Origin of the sequence: Bacillus sp. es.036, from assembly GCF_002563635.1 — a bacterium.
Taxonomy (GTDB): Bacteria; Bacillota; Bacilli; order Bacillales; family Guptibacillaceae; genus Guptibacillus.
The window spans coordinates 3579816-3594822 of record NZ_PDIZ01000001.1; the positions used below are offsets into that span (position 1 = coordinate 3579816).

The following is a 15007-nucleotide window of genomic DNA, read 5'->3' on the forward strand; positions in this document are numbered from 1 at the left end:
ACAAGATTGGTCATCGAATAAAAGGTCGCCGCGCTAACACAATCTTCCAATAAATAAAAAAGCCTCAAAAATGAGGCTTTTTTAAGCACCTGGTGGCATGTCACCTTCATCGTGACGCCTCTCCAGATTAACGAACTTATTATATTCTTTCACAAATGCTAGCTCGACTGTTCCAACAGGACCATTTCGCTGCTTTGCAATAATAATTTCAATGATGTTTTTATTCTCTGATTCCTTATCATAATAATCATCTCGATAAAGGAAGGCAACGATATCCGCATCCTGCTCAATACTTCCAGATTCACGAATATCCGACATCATCGGTCTTTTATCCTGTCTCGATTCAACGCCACGTGAAAGCTGTGACAGCGAAATGAGAGGGACTTCAAGCTCACGTGCAATACCTTTTAGAGATCGCGATATTTCAGAAACTTCCTGCTGTCTGTTTTCACCAGACCCATTTCCACGTATCAGCTGCATATAGTCAATCAGAATCATACCCAGACCTTTTTCTTGCTTCAATCGCCTGCATTTGGCACGAATGTCACCAACACGAATACCTGGTGTATCATCGATATAGATTCCCGCATTCGAAAGACTTCCCATTGCCATCGTGAGCTTTTGCCAGTCATCACCTGTTAACCCACCTGTACGAAGACGCTGAGCATCTATATTACCTTCCGCACAAAGCATACGCATCACAAGCTGTTCCGCACCCATCTCAAGGCTAAAGATCGCGACATTCTCATCGGTTTTCGTTGCAACGTTTTGAGCAATGTTAAGCGCGAATGCTGTTTTACCTACAGAAGGACGTGCAGCTACAATGATTAAATCGTTTCGCTGGAAACCTGCCGTCATACGATCAAGCTCAGAGAACCCTGTAGGGATCCCTGTGATGTCTTCTGTATTGTTCTGAAGGGTTTCAATATTATCATAAGCAGTGACAAGAACATCTTTAATCGAGATAAAGGCTCCTGTATTCTTACGCTGAGAAACTTCCATAATTGACTTCTCAGCTTCCGAAAGAAGGTTTTCAATTTCATTCTCTTTCGCATATCCATCAGATGCTATATCTGTTGCTGCGCGAATTAATCTTCTTAAGATCGACTTCTCTTCAACAATTTTTGAATAATACTCAACGTTTGCAGCAGTTGGAACTGAATTAGCTAGATCACTTAAATAAGAGACTCCGCCAATTTCCTCAAGAATCTTAAGATCCTGAAGCTCCGAAGTTACCGTGACAAGATCGACAGGCTCTCCTTTTTCAGAGAGATCGATCATCACAGAGAAAATCTTCTGATGTGCCGCTCGGTAAAAATCTTCCGGCTGCAGTACCTCTGTTGCTGTTGTGAGTGCATCGATTTCCAAGAAAACAGCACCGATTACCGCTTGTTCAGCTTCAATATTTTGAGGTGGCGTACGATCAGCAAATAAATCACTCATGTTGTTTTCCCCCTGAGCAGTTCGCTATTTTCCACCCGTAATCACCTACTATTGCTCTACCACATGTACTTTAACAGTTGCTGTTACATCATGGTGCAATTTAAGGGGTACATTCGTGTAACCCAGGGAACGGATTGGTTCATCTAGTTCAATTTTGCGCTTATCAACTTTAATGTTGTGCTTTTTCAGTTCTTCAGCAATATTTTTGCTTGTAATGGAACCGAACAAACGGCCACCTTCACCAGATTTTGTTTCTACTTCAACCTCAAGGCTTTCGATCTTTTCCTTCAACGCTTTCGCTTCATCAAGCTCTTCTTGCGCTTTCTTATCGTCGCTACGTTGTTTCGCCTTTAGGGTTTTCATATTTGCATTATTCGCTTCTAGAGCAAGATTATTCTTAAGCAGATGGTTACGAGCATATCCATCTGCTACGTTTTTAACTTCACCTTTTTTACCTTTACCTTTTACATCTTCTAAGAAAATCACTTTCATGATTCATCTTCGCTCCCTTCCAAATAGTTATCGATTGTTTCCTTAAGCATTTCCTCTGCTTCTTCAATTGACCCTGAGTCAATCTGCGTCGCAGCGTTCGTTAAATGTCCACCGCCATTAAGGCCTTCCATAATAATCTGGACATTCACTTCCCCTAGCGATCTAGCACTAATGCTAATTTTACCATCATTTCGTTTTGAAATAACGAAAGAAGCAATCACGCCGCTCATTGATAAAAGCGTATCTGCCGCTTGAGCAATTAATACTTGATCATAGGTCTGATCCTTTTCACCTAGTGCGATCGCAATCCCACTCCGATAAATGTGTGACTTCTCTATGATTTTGGCTCTTCTAATATACTGCGCAATGTCTTCACGAAGGAACTCTTGAACAAGCACAGTATCAGCACCATGCGCCCTCAAATAAGAAGCAGCGTCAAATGTTCTAGAACCGGTCCTAAGCGTAAAGCTTTTCGTATCCACAATAATACCGGCTAGAAGTGCAGTTGCCTCCATGATGTCCATTTTAAGCCGTTTTGGCTGGTATTCAAAGAGTTCCGTAACAAGCTCCGCTGTGGAAGAAGCATAGGGCTCCATGTAGACAAGAACGGGATCTTCAATAAACTCTTCTCCACGTCTATGGTGATCAATAACAACGACATGATCGAGCTTTTGCAAAAGACGCTCTTCCATAACAAGTGAAGGTTTATGCGTATCGACGACAACTAAAAGCGTGTTAGGCGTACAATTCTCAAGCGCATCTTCAGGATCGATAAAACGTGCCCAAAGTTGCTCATTCCCTTCAATCTCTTCGATTAATCTTGAGACACCGCTAGTCCGTTGATTTTGATCAAAAACGATTGAACCTTCTTTTCCATTTGCCTGGGCTACTTTAAGAATACCAATGGAAGCACCAATGGAATCCATATCAGGGTTTTTATGCCCCATGATAATCACTTGGTCACTATCAAGGACAAGCTCCCGTAATGCATGGGAAATGACTCGTGCTCTTACCCTCGTTCGCTTTTCAATAGGGTTTGTCTTTCCACCATAAAATTTCACTTTTCCTGTCGTCTGCTTAATAGCAACTTGATCACCACCGCGTCCAAGCGCAAGATCAAGGCTAGATTGAGCCAACTGACCAAGTTCGGTAAGCGTACTATGTCCGCTACCAACTCCAATACTTAATGTAATCGAAACATTTTCCTTAGAAGTCGCTTCACGAACTTCATCAAGAATCGAAAACTTATTTTTTTCTAAGTCTTGAAGAATTTTTTGATTTAAAACAGCAAAGAATTTCTCAGAAGAACTTCGCTTCAAGAAGATTCCCTGTTCATCTGCCCAGTTATTTAGAATCGATGTGACGGAGCTATTTAAGTTACTGCGCACTTGGTCACCAAGACCCTGGGTGACCTCTTCATAGTTATCAAGATAAATAATCCCAACAACTGTTTTTTCTTCATTATAAAGACGCTGAATTTCTACTTTTTCACTCACATCAAAGAAATAGAGCAATCTTTCTTCTTGCTTAAAATACGTTTTGTATTTTCGATCATGAATCGTTAAAATCTCTTCATTCGCCTCTGATTTTAGAAAGGGAATAATTTGTTCGGAAATATCATTCAAAGAAAGTCCTATCAATTGCTCTTTCTCCATCATGATAGGCAAATAAGGATTCGTCCATTCGATGTGATATTCCTCATCATACAGCAAGATTCCAAATGGCATTTCCATTAGAGCCTCGTCTCCTACCTTCTTCACGCGGTGAGACAGAGTCGAAACGTAGTCTCTGAGAGCAGCTTGGAATAAAGACTCAGCTCGAATCGCTGTATAAACAAGAAGCGTCATTACGATTACGCTCCCAATTCCTAATATCCAGTTGTAATAGGTGATGATGCCGATAAACAGGATGGAAATGACGAACAAGGCTACCACATGATAACCATGCCACCGTTTCGTTAAAAACTTTGGCATACTTTCAGCTCCTACCTATGATTTCATTCTCCTTCGCAATTCGAAACCAAGATCAATGATTCCAATAATAACAACAAATGATGTTAGTGCGAAGCCAAGAAACGTTAACAGAATTGGCACGACGATGGGCCATCCCTTTCGATGGCTAAAAAAGTAAATGACAGCAAGACCCTGAACAAATATCAGAGCATTGAGTATAGAGTACACATTAATGGCTGCCACAAATACAGCCGATCCTTCTTCTAATCCTACCATCATAACAATAGTAACAACTAAATAATACCATAAAAAACTCTTCGGAAATGCCCATTCTCTGATTGGCTGAAAGACGGGTGGCTGAAAGTTGCCTACCCTCCTTAAAATTGGAATGGAAAGTAGCTGTGAAATCAGTGCAATCACAACACCCATGAGCACTAAACCTGTCGGAATTAAATAGCGCAATAAACTAATTTGCTCTTTAAGTTGATTAAACTGGCTAGTGTCCAAACCTAACGAATCATATATCGATTCTGCTTGTTGAAAGGATTGATTCATCATTTCCACAACAAGATCAGCTGGATTTTGACCGATCACTAGAATACTCGATACAAAAGCAAGCACAAGGCCGACTACATACGCTAACCCGCTTCCTACCAATACAGCAAGTGCAGACTTACGAATTGCGTATAAATACCCAGCAGTTATCCCTCCAAGCCCTACCGTAAACGTCATAACGAGAGAAGGAAGACCTGCCGTTAACACCCCAAGCACTATCGTCACAGCCCACATCACTAGCCCACTCTTCATACCATTGCGCACAACCATCAGTATAAACGGGATAGGAAGAGCCCAGAGCGTAAGAGAGCCTAAAAGTGGTACATAAATCGTAATCAGAAACAATACAGCAAACACGGCCGCAAGTGCAGCCCCTTCAACTAACTGCCTAACACCTTGATTCTTCAATAGTCTTCTCCTTTTCAGTAAAGCGGAAGTGACCGTTTAGGCTCGACAAGCACTGGAACCTTTACATTTGAACACGGTCTTTGTGTTCAGAGGTAAAGGTGAAGTGATCGAGAGACTGGTCACTGCAGCTAGATCATGTAAAGCGGAAGTGGGCGGTAAGGTCCGACAAGCGCTGGAAGCCTTTCATCTGAACACGTCCTTTGTGTTCAGATGAAAGGGTGAAGCGATGCGAGGACCTGCCCACTGCAGCTGGATCGTGTAAAGCGGAAGTGACCGTTAAAACACAATAATCAACCGAAGCCTTTCAGTCACTTAAATCCTATCCATACAGTATATTTATTCATTTTATCAACCCGCTTAGTTGAAATACAAAAAACGGGTCGAAATCCCCTTACTACATTGTAAGAATTTCTGCCCGTTTCAGCAAATGTTTCATTAATTTGAATAGTGAGCATTAAGAAAAGGCTGTATCGTTAACAGCCTTTTGTGTACTACATAAGAGATAGTGTCTCTTCCTTCGCACCATCCATCTCTTTTTGAAGCCACTCGACTAATTGCACAGATGCTGTTTGCGCATCTTCGCCGTCAGCAATAAGTAGAATCGAATCGCTTTCTTTCACGGAGAGATTAAACGTAATAACGCTCGTTAAATTCTTTCCGTTAATGCTATGCCCATTTCGATAGAGAGATACGTGACTATCAAACGTTTTCGCTTTTTTGACGAATGCCATAAGAGAATTCATACTAAGCGGTGCGGTAAGTGTTACTGTTGAAGTTTCAACGTTCATTATTGTGGTTCCTCCTTACAGGATTCTTGTAAGGGTTGTATTCCCTCATCTTGCAGGAGTGTAAACCACTTATTCCAAAATCGCGTTATCATCTTAGAATAACGTTGTATAGAAAAAAGCAGTAGGACATCATCCTACTGCTTTTCATCCTTACTCACCAAGTACGTATGGTAGTAAAGCCATTTGACGAGCACGTTTAACTGCGCGAGTCAATTGACGTTGGTATTTAGCGCTAGTACCTGTTACACGACGTGGAAGAATTTTTCCACGCTCAGATACGAAGCGTTTAAGAAGATCTACATCTTTATAGTCGATGTAAGTGATTTTGTTTACTGTGAAGAAACAAACCTTTTTACGACGACCTCTGCGTCCACCTGGTCTTGCCATGGGTAGTTACCTCCTTTGCATTTAAAATTCGTTCTCTGTTTTCACCGCTCGAAACAAAGAGTATTAGAACGGCAAGTCATCATCTGAAATGTCGATCGGCTTGCCATCGCTCGCAAACGGGTCATCTCCAAAATTGGAGTGATCACGGTTGTTATCACGATTTTGGTTCTGATTCCCGTAACCGCCGGTTTCTCTGTTTTGGTTGCCGCCACCGTAGTTACTACTGTTGCCGCTTCCGCCACCGCCTTGGTTAGAACCTTTAGGCTCGAGAAATTGGACGCTTTCAGCCATCACTTCTGTCACAAACACACGCTGTCCCTGGCTATTATCATAAGAGCGAGTCTGAACTCGTCCATCTACACCAGCAAGGCTGCCTTTTTTCAAGAAATTGGCTGCATTTTCTGCCTGTCTGCGCCATACAACAATGTTGATAAAATCAGCTTCGCGGTCTCCCTGCTGATTCGTAAACGGGCGATTCACAGCAAGTGTGAAGTTCGCAACCGCTACGCCACTAGGGGTATAACGCAATTCAGGGTCTTTTGTTAAACGTCCAACTAATACGACGCGATTCAGCATCAGAACCCCTCCTATTTATAAAACAATTACTTTTTAGCTTCTTCTAGGTTGATCGTCATGAAACGAAGAACATCGTCGTTGATTTTCATCAAACGGCTGAATTCATCAATCGCTTCAGTGTTACTGTTAATGTTAAGAAGCATGTAGATCCCGCTGTTGAAATTCTCGATTTCATAAGCAAGACGCTTCTTACCCATTTCTTTAGTTTCATTAATTTCCGCACCATTGTCAGTAAGGATTCCGTTGAAACGCTCGACAAGAGCTTTCTGTGCATCCTCTTCAATGTTTGGACGGATAATGTACATAATTTCGTAGTTACGCATTCCGTTCACCTCCTTTTGGTCTAACGGCTCTTAACTGGAATTAAGAGCAAGGAGTAAGTATACAAAGATAATTACTCACAGCTTTAGATTATACCAAATTAATTCTTTATTAGCAAGTCCCGTAGAAATTGAATCTATAGGCTGGTTGATTTCCGCTCCAGGATGCTCGCTTTCCGCGGGGCGGGCGGTGAGCCTCCTTCCGCTCCAATCAGCTAAATGTGGACTTTTTTAAGAAAATCCGTTCAAATACAAAAATCTATTACAAAAGATCCTATCTTATACGTTAAAACGGAAATGGATCACGTCTCCGTCTTTTACAATGTACTCTTTTCCTTCAAGACGAACTTTTCCTTTTTCTTTCGCGATCGCCATTGTCCCAGCTTCAACCAAGTCATCATAAGCGACAATTTCAGCGCGAATAAAGCCACGTTCAAAGTCGGTATGGATAATACCTGCTGCCTGAGGAGCTTTCATACCAAGACGGAATGTCCACGCACGAACTTCTTGCTCACCCGCAGTGAAATACGTTGCTAATCCAAGAAGGTCGTAAGAAGCGCGAATTAATTTGTTCAAACCAGGCTCAGAAATACCAATATCTTCAAGGAAAGCATCTTTCTCTTCCCCATCAAGCTCAGCAAGTTCAGACTCGATTTTCGCACAAACAACAATAACTTCAGCGCCTTCTTTTGAAGCATATTCACGAACTTTAGCAACATATTCGTTATCTGAAGGATCTAGAAGATCATCTTCATCAACGTTTGCTACATAAAGAACAGGCTTTTTCGTTAGTAGGTGATAACCATATACGATTTTCTCTTCTTCTTCTGTTAGTTCTACACTTCGAGCAGGCTGCTCTTCTTCAAACGCTTCTTTCAACTTTGTAAGAACGTTAAACTCAGCCAATGCTTCTTTGTCTTTTTGTTTCGCCATTTTTTGAACGCGCGCAATCCGCTTATCAACTGATTCAAGATCGGCAAGAATAAGCTCAAGGTTAATCGTTTCAATATCTGAAATTGGATCTACTTTACCAGACACATGCGTAATGTTCTCATCATCAAAACAACGAACAACCTGAGAGATTGCGTCTACTTGGCGAATATGAGAAAGAAACTTGTTTCCTAGTCCTTCTCCTTTACTTGCCCCTTTTACAATTCCTGCAATGTCGGTAAATTCAAATGCTGTTGGGATGGTTTTCTTTGGCTTTACTAGTTCAGTAAGCTTTTGAAGGCGCTCATCAGGAACCTCTACAATCCCAACGTTCGGATCGATTGTACAGAACGGATAGTTCGCTGACTCTGCTCCAGCCTGTGTAATTGCATTAAATAACGTTGACTTCCCAACATTCGGAAGCCCTACTATACCGGTGGTTAATGCCATCTCGGTCACTCCTTTAAAGTATCTGCCTAAACAGGCGATTTTTATAAAATAAAGATGGCTAAACAAGCCATTTCTAGACTATTTCTTCAATTTGGTACACAAACGACATACCTTACTAATTATAGAGATGAGAACGTAAAAAAACAAGCGTCCTCCATTTCTGTGTAAGTAAAATGACCGCCCAAAATGGACGGTCAAGATTCTGCATGCTCGAGGACTTTCTTCAGCTTTTTAGAAAACTCTTTTCTTGGAAGCATTACACTGTGGTCACAACCAAGACATTTAATTCGAATATCCGCTCCCATTCGAATCACTTTCCATCGGTTCTCCCCACACGGATGAGCTTTCTTCATTTCAACAACGTCATTTAAGCCAAATTCTTTATCGGACATAAGGATTCCCCCTTTATGCTTTTTCCTTCACTTCACCCTGTTCATCACGTTGATACATCACAACACGCGGAAGAGCAATTTCAATTCCTATTTCATCAAAACGTTGCTTAACCGCTTTTCTAATTTCTCGACCAATGACCCAGTGCTCCATTGGTTGCACTTCCGAGATGATTCTGAGAACCACTTCTGAAGGCCCTAAATTCTGCACGCCAAGATATTCTGGTTTTACAATCATAGCATCGAACTGTTCATATAGCTCGTCCAATAAGTGAATGATCACTTTTTCAGCTTCTAGTATATGTTCTTCATACGCAATGTTCACATCCACTACAGCAATACTATTATGAATGGAGTAATTCGTCACTTGATTTATGTTACCATTCGGCAGAATATGAAGCTCACCTGTCCAACTTTTAATTTTTGTAACACGTAATCCTATTTCTTCGACAAAACCTTCCACTCCAGAAATTCGTACATAATCTCCGACGGAAAACTGTTTCTCAAAAATAATAAAAAAGCCTGTAATGACGTCGCGAACGAGGTTCTGAGCACCGAAACCAACTGCCAAACCAACGACACCAGCTCCGGCGATAAGCGTTCGTACATCGATCTCAAACTCGCTCAAGATCATGACAAGCGCAATAAAATAGGTGACGTAGGTTAAAATATTTTCAATTAAGCGGATAAGCGTCGCTTCTCTTCGTTCTGATAATCGAAGCGGGCTTTTCAATCGGATCGCGAAAATTTGCGCTAGGGCCGATTTTGCGATCCGAAGAAAAATCCACGTTCCAATGATAATTGCAAGAATCGTAAACCCTCTTTTGACTAAATTTCCCCAAAGATCACGATTGGATAAATAATCGTACGCAGAATTCCACATTGGCTCGAACCAATCCAAGCATCATCCCTCCCAGTTTTTTGTACTATGATAACAAATCATACCGTTTTAGAACTGGGAAAATCAAGATAGATGCCAAAATATAGAGATTGAGCACACCATAGAGAGGGTATAAAAAAGCAACTAGTGTGGAAAAACCAAACGAAGTAAAAGGAATCATCGTCAACACAATGAGAAAGGCAACGAACCATAAAGGAAGTCCTAATACACCGCGGAATCGTGACGTAAGACCAAACACACCGCTAACTGCAGTCGTGTAAATGGCTAACCATAGTAAGACAGACATAATCAAGATCATATAGTATGGGTAACTTTTCAAAATCGCAAACAGTGGGATTTCATATACAAGTAAGTCATGAGCAACTTGGATTAACGATTGATTGTATAGAAATGAAACACCACCCAAAATAACCCCGCTTCCAACGCTCGCAATCCAAATCTCTCCCCGATGCTTAATTTGATGGCCAACAGCCGAAAGAACAGCAACGAGCGGTAAAATATTAAGTGCAGTAAAGGTGAATGCGGCGGGCCAATTTGACTGCTTTGTCCAATTAAACAACATTGTTGATGGATTAGCATTAATAAACAATGTAAGAACAGAAAGTAGTAGAATAATAAGAAGAGGAAGAATAATAGCATTCATCGATAACATGCCATTAATATCCCAAAAGAATAAAATAACAACGAGCACTGCGAGAATACCAATACCTAACGCATAAGGAAGATGAACAACTTCCATCGTTGCCCCGCCACCTGCCAACATCACAATCGTCGTCGTAAACAAATACAGGATAATTAACAAATCATAAATACCTGTCAACTTTTTCCCAACAAGTCGCTCTAAAATAGGAATATAGTGCGTTGATTTCGTTTCATAACTAATTTTCATAACCACATAACAACAAATTGAGAACATGATCGTAAACAACACAATGGCAAGTACACTTTCATGACCAAAAAACTGCCACAGTTCACGGCCAGAAGCGTAACCAGCGCCAATCATCGTACCTAATATAAGAAACAGCCATTTCAATCCACCGCTTAACATGGCATTCCCTCCTTAGACTTCTCGTTATACGATCGAAGTGAAATACATTGTAAAAATCATCTTATATGTATAGATCACGTCAGATTTCCGTATACTGTTACTACTATTACAAAGGAGAGAATCCTATGAATCTTCGAGACAAGTTTTTTCAAAAAAAGCCTGCTGCGTATCGAATCCATCATGAGGATACTCTTGCTAGTAAAACGCTTAGTGAGAGGCTTGCCTTACTTTTACCAGCACGAAGAACGGATTCAATCGTAATTGTTTGTATTGGCACTGACCGCTCAACAGGAGATGCACTCGGTCCGCTTGTTGGCACCAAACTGCAACAATTAAAGCCTAAAGCTACAATATACGGAACACTTGAATCACCTGTGCATGCTGTCAATTTAAATGAGGTTATGGAATCAATCGCAGAGCGGCATCCTCGTCCATTTATTATTGGAATTGATGCTTGTCTTGGTCGACTTCACTCAGTCGGTATTATTACTGCTGGAGAAGGACCAGTTAAGCCAGGAGCAGGCGTGAAAAAGGAGCTTCCCGAAGTAGGAGATATTCACTTAACTGGTATTGTAAATGTAAGTGGGTTTATGGAATACTTTGTCTTGCAAAATACGAGGTTAAATCTTGTGATGAAAATGGCTGATGTGATGGCAATCAGTCTTCACGAATCGATTGAAGCATATGGAAGAGACGTTCCAATTGAAAAACACAAAGCAAATTGGGGAGATGACCTGATTCAACTTCCATAGCAAAAAGCTCATGCTTCGGCTACAAAGCCAAAACATGAGCTTTTTTAAATCTACTTAATTAAAAAAAAGCGGGAAAAGATACAAGGACGTTACAAGAATCGCAGCAACTAATAAAGCAGGAAGAAAATTAGCCACACGAATTTTTATGATACCAAGCAAGTTTAGGCCAATCGCCATTATCATTATGCCTCCAGCTGATGTCACTTCTGCAATAAAAGCATCAAGGAGGAACTGAGGGACGACTTGATTAATTTGAGAAGCAAACAAAGCGATTAATCCTTGATAAATCATAACCGGAATAGCTGAAAATAACACCCCATAACCAAGCGTGGCGGTAAACATAATTGCGGTAAAACCATCAATTAGTGACTTCGTAAATAAAATCGAATGATCATTTCGCAGTCCGCTATCAAGGGCCCCAAGAATCGCCATCGCACCAACTACATAAACGAGAGTAGCTGTGACAAAAGCCTGGGCAACGCTACCCTCAGAAGTAGCGCCTGTTTTCTTTTCAATCCAGTTACCCAATGTTGCAAGTTTCCCTTCAAGATCCCAGTACTCTCCTAGCATCCCACCAATAACAAGACTGCCAATCACAATGAGGAATTGCTCGCTTTTCATAGCCATTTGAAGGCCAATCACCGTAATAACGAGAGCAAGCCCTTGCATGATGGTCGTTTTCATTCTGTCTGGAATTCGACTGCTAACTGTTCCGATTAAAGCACCAACCATAATGGCTAATCCGTTTACAACCGTACCTAAAAACACCATTCCCTACATCTCCTCAGCCGAAGTACCCCTCAACAATTTCTTCTACTGCTTCAATTACTTTATAAACCTCATCTTCCGTATTATAAGGCCCTACACTTAAACGAACAGTTCCCGTTCTGCTCGTACCAATCGTCTCATGACCGAGCGGAGTACAATGCAACCCAGCTCTCACCGCTATTTCATAATGCTGATCTAGGATAATTGCAATCTCCTGGGCATCTATTCCTTCAATTGTAAATGGAATAACGGCAAGTCGTTGTTCTGGTCCGTAAACGTGAACGTAATCGATTTGATTCAACCGATTAACGAGAATCTCTGTTAGCTTCTGTTCATGCTTTCTTATTTCAGGAAGACCCATCTTTTTTACCGCGTTTAATCCAGCTAGTAACCCTGCAATTCCAGGCGTATTTAGTGTACCGCTCTCAAGACGCTCCGGCAGTTGATTGGGTTGATCAATTAATTCTGAGCTACCACCTGTTCCCCCGTGATAAAGAGGATTTAGTTCGATTCCTTCACTAACCATGAGCACACCAGTCCCTTGAGGGCCTAACAAGCCTTTATGACCAGGAAAGGCTAATAGATCAATACTCATATCACTCATATGGATAGGGACGATACCAGCGGTTTGAGAGGCATCTACTAAAAAGGTGATTTCTTTTTCTCTTGCAATCTCACCTACAACATCAATTGGAACAATGTTACCGGTTAAATTCGATCCATGTGAAACGATAATCATTTTTGTATTTGGTTGAATCGCTTGGCGAAATGCATCGCTATCAAATTCATTGAATTCCCCTATGTTAACGTAATCGACTTCAATTCCAACAGTTTTTTTCATGTATTCAAGAGGACGGCGAACAGAGTTATGCTCATATGAGGTCGTTAGAACATGGTCTCCTTCAAGAAAATGAAAACCTTTAATCGCTTGATTTAGAGCCGCAGTTGCATTAGCTGTAAAACAAACGCGTTCCGAATGGTTAAAACCAAAAAAATCCGCCAGTTGTTCACGTGCACGAATAACCGTATCATTAGCACGTCTAGATAAGGCGTGTCCACCTCGGCCTGGATTTGCTGCATACTCTGTCATCACCTCTGTCATAGCTTGGACAACTTCCGGCGGTTTAGGAAAAGATGTAGCCGCTTGATCGAAATATATCACGTTACCACCTCATCATTTTCGTTAGAATAAGAGCATGAACTAAGCTCATGCTCTTATTCGGTACCTTCTTCTAAAACTTCTAAAATACGATTAAGATCTTCCTCTGAAAAGAATTCAATTTCTATTTTACCTTTTTTCTTTGACCGTTTAATTGAAACAGATGTTCCGAACTTCTCACGAAGGGAACTTTCTTTTTCCTTCAAAAACGGGTCAGACTTCTCACCTTTCTTTGTTTCACGTGAAACGCTCTGATTCAATTGCGTAATTAACTTTTCAAGCTGCCGAACGTTTAATTTTTCTTCCAATGCTCGATCAGCTAACGTTTTTCGAGCTTCTTTCTTCTTTAATCCAAGTATCGCTCTTCCGTGTCCCATTGAAAGTTTCCCATCAGAAATATACTCCTGTACCTCAGGTGGTAATTGCAGTAAACGTAAAAAGTTAGCCAAATGCGGCCTGCTTTTTCCCAGGCGCTTTGACAACTCTTCTTGGGTAACGTCTGTTTCTTTCATCAACTTCTGATAAGCAAGAGCTTCTTCAATTGGATTTAAATTTTCGCGCTGTAGATTTTCAATTAATGCGATTTCCATCATTTTTCGATCCGTTAACTTTTTCACAACAGCAGGAATTGTTGTAAGACCTGCTTCTTTTGAAGCGCGATATCTTCGTTCCCCTACAACAATTTCATAACCCTTAATACTTTGTCGAACGATTAATGGTTGAAGAACACCGAAAGATTCGATCGAAGCGCGCAATTCTTCAATTGCTTCATCACTAAACTTCTTTCTTGGTTGATAGGGGTTAGGACGCAGTTCATTGAGCGGTATTTCTTTCACAACCTCGTCCTCTTTTTGAGAAGGAAATAAAGCGTTGATTCCCTTTCCCAAACCACGATTAGCCATTGTCTAACACTTCCTTCGCAAGTTCTAAATAAGTTTCAGCTCCTCGAGATTTTGGATCATATACAATGACTGGCTTACCATGACTTGGCGCTTCACTCAAACGTACATTCCTTGGAATAATTACTCGATACACTTTTTCTTGAAAATATTTCTTCACCTCTTCAATGACTTGAATACCAAGATTTGTTCTGGCATCGAGCATTGTTAAGAGCACTCCTTCAATTTCTAATTCTGTATTTAAATGCTTTTGAACAAGTCGCACTGTGTTCAATAACTGACTTAACCCTTCTAATGCATAGTACTCACACTGCACAGGGATAAGCACTGCATTCGCAGCGGTTAGAGCGTTTATTGTTAATAATCCTAATGATGGAGGACAATCTATTATAATATAATCATACTTTTTTTCAACTTTATTGAGAGCCCTTTTCAATCTTACTTCCCGGGAAATGGTTGGAACTAGTTCAATTTCTGCACCTGCAAGCTGAATAGTCGAAGGAATCACATCCAAGTTCTCGACGATTGTCTGCTGGATAACCTCTTCCGCTTCCACATCATCGACAAGAACATTATACACACAAGTTTCGATATCCCCTTTTTCAATTCCCACACCGCTGGTTGCGTTGCCTTGAGGATCAATATCTACAAGTAGAACTTTCTTTCCAAGATAAGCAAGACATGCACTCATGTTAACTGAAGTCGTCGTCTTTCCAACTCCACCTTTTTGATTTGTAATCGCTACAATATTCGCCAAGATGCCACCCCACTCCCATTCCCAACTTTACTG

Annotated in this window: 17 protein-coding genes; 1 reads left to right on the top strand and 16 read right to left on the bottom strand. The window is 41.0% G+C overall.

What is annotated here, in order from left to right; all coding sequences use genetic code 11:
- Positions 1 to 81: 81 nt before the first annotated feature.
- The 12 genes from dnaB to ATG70_RS18010 form a co-directional block, all read right to left on the bottom strand.
- Positions 82 to 1443 carry a replicative DNA helicase gene (gene dnaB / locus ATG70_RS17955; RefSeq protein WP_098445603.1) on the bottom strand — a complete coding sequence of 454 codons (1362 nt, stop codon included), beginning with the start codon at positions 1441 to 1443 and terminating at the stop codon, positions 82 to 84.
- 48 nt (positions 1444 to 1491) lie between these two features.
- Positions 1492 to 1935 carry a 50S ribosomal protein L9 gene (gene rplI / locus ATG70_RS17960; RefSeq protein ID WP_098445604.1) on the bottom strand — a complete coding sequence of 148 codons (444 nt, stop codon included), beginning with the start codon at positions 1933 to 1935 and terminating at the stop codon, positions 1492 to 1494.
- Positions 1932 to 3908, bottom strand: coding sequence for a DHH family phosphoesterase (locus tag ATG70_RS17965; protein WP_098445605.1), 1977 nt, complete (start codon positions 3906 to 3908; stop codon positions 1932 to 1934). Before ATG70_RS17965 ends, rplI begins: the two co-directional genes overlap by 4 nt.
- 15 nt (positions 3909 to 3923) lie before the next feature.
- Entirely contained in the window at positions 3924 to 4850 is a 927-nt protein-coding gene (locus tag ATG70_RS17970; RefSeq protein ID WP_179886321.1) for a YybS family protein, read from the bottom strand.
- A 491-nt stretch (positions 4851 to 5341) separates the two neighbouring features.
- Complete coding sequence (locus tag ATG70_RS17975; RefSeq protein ID WP_098445607.1) at positions 5342 to 5638, bottom strand: HPr family phosphocarrier protein; 297 nt, start codon at positions 5636 to 5638, stop codon at positions 5342 to 5344.
- Between the two features lie 150 nt (positions 5639 to 5788).
- Entirely contained in the window at positions 5789 to 6025 is a 237-nt protein-coding gene (gene rpsR / locus ATG70_RS17980; protein ID WP_098445608.1) for a 30S ribosomal protein S18, read from the bottom strand.
- Positions 6026 to 6088: 63 nt separating this feature from the next.
- On the bottom strand, positions 6089 to 6601 hold the full coding sequence (ssb, locus tag ATG70_RS17985) for a single-stranded DNA-binding protein (RefSeq protein ID WP_098445609.1): 513 nt from the start codon (positions 6599 to 6601) through the stop codon (positions 6089 to 6091).
- Between the two features lie 26 nt (positions 6602 to 6627).
- Entirely contained in the window at positions 6628 to 6924 is a 297-nt protein-coding gene (gene rpsF / locus ATG70_RS17990; protein WP_048311133.1) for a 30S ribosomal protein S6, read from the bottom strand.
- 276 nt (positions 6925 to 7200) lie between these two features.
- Positions 7201 to 8301 (bottom strand): redox-regulated ATPase YchF, encoded by a 1101-nt coding sequence (ychF, locus tag ATG70_RS17995; RefSeq protein ID WP_098445610.1) that lies wholly within the window; start codon positions 8299 to 8301, stop codon positions 7201 to 7203.
- Positions 8302 to 8495: 194 nt separating this feature from the next.
- Complete coding sequence (locus ATG70_RS18000) at positions 8496 to 8693, bottom strand: DUF951 domain-containing protein (RefSeq protein WP_098445611.1); 198 nt, start codon at positions 8691 to 8693, stop codon at positions 8496 to 8498.
- Positions 8694 to 8706: 13 nt separating this feature from the next.
- A complete protein-coding gene (locus ATG70_RS18005) occupies positions 8707 to 9591 on the bottom strand; it encodes a mechanosensitive ion channel family protein (protein ID WP_257147753.1) in 885 nt (294 codons plus the stop codon).
- A gap of 25 nt (positions 9592 to 9616) precedes the next feature.
- Positions 9617 to 10639 (bottom strand): YkvI family membrane protein, encoded by a 1023-nt coding sequence (locus tag ATG70_RS18010; protein WP_098445612.1) that lies wholly within the window; start codon positions 10637 to 10639, stop codon positions 9617 to 9619.
- Positions 10640 to 10764: 125 nt separating this feature from the next.
- On the opposite strand from ATG70_RS18010, the gene yyaC reads away from it, so the two are divergent.
- Complete coding sequence (gene yyaC, locus ATG70_RS18015; protein ID WP_098445613.1) at positions 10765 to 11391, top strand: spore protease YyaC; 627 nt, start codon at positions 10765 to 10767, stop codon at positions 11389 to 11391.
- Positions 11392 to 11445: 54 nt separating this feature from the next.
- Here the strand turns inward: yyaC and ATG70_RS18020 are convergent, their stop codons facing one another.
- The 4 genes from ATG70_RS18020 to ATG70_RS18035 are packed head-to-tail and all read right to left on the bottom strand — an operon-like array spanning position 11446 to position 14974.
- Positions 11446 to 12162 carry a DUF554 domain-containing protein gene (locus ATG70_RS18020; RefSeq protein WP_098445614.1) on the bottom strand — a complete coding sequence of 239 codons (717 nt, stop codon included), beginning with the start codon at positions 12160 to 12162 and terminating at the stop codon, positions 11446 to 11448.
- Positions 12163 to 12175: 13 nt separating this feature from the next.
- Entirely contained in the window at positions 12176 to 13321 is a 1146-nt protein-coding gene (locus tag ATG70_RS18025) for an aminotransferase class V-fold PLP-dependent enzyme (protein WP_098445615.1), read from the bottom strand.
- Positions 13322 to 13374: 53 nt separating this feature from the next.
- Entirely contained in the window at positions 13375 to 14220 is an 846-nt protein-coding gene (locus tag ATG70_RS18030; protein WP_098445616.1) for a ParB/RepB/Spo0J family partition protein, read from the bottom strand.
- Positions 14213 to 14974 (bottom strand): ParA family protein, encoded by a 762-nt coding sequence (locus tag ATG70_RS18035; protein ID WP_098445617.1) that lies wholly within the window; start codon positions 14972 to 14974, stop codon positions 14213 to 14215. Before ATG70_RS18035 ends, ATG70_RS18030 begins: the two co-directional genes overlap by 8 nt.
- Positions 14975 to 15007 lie beyond the last annotated feature (33 nt).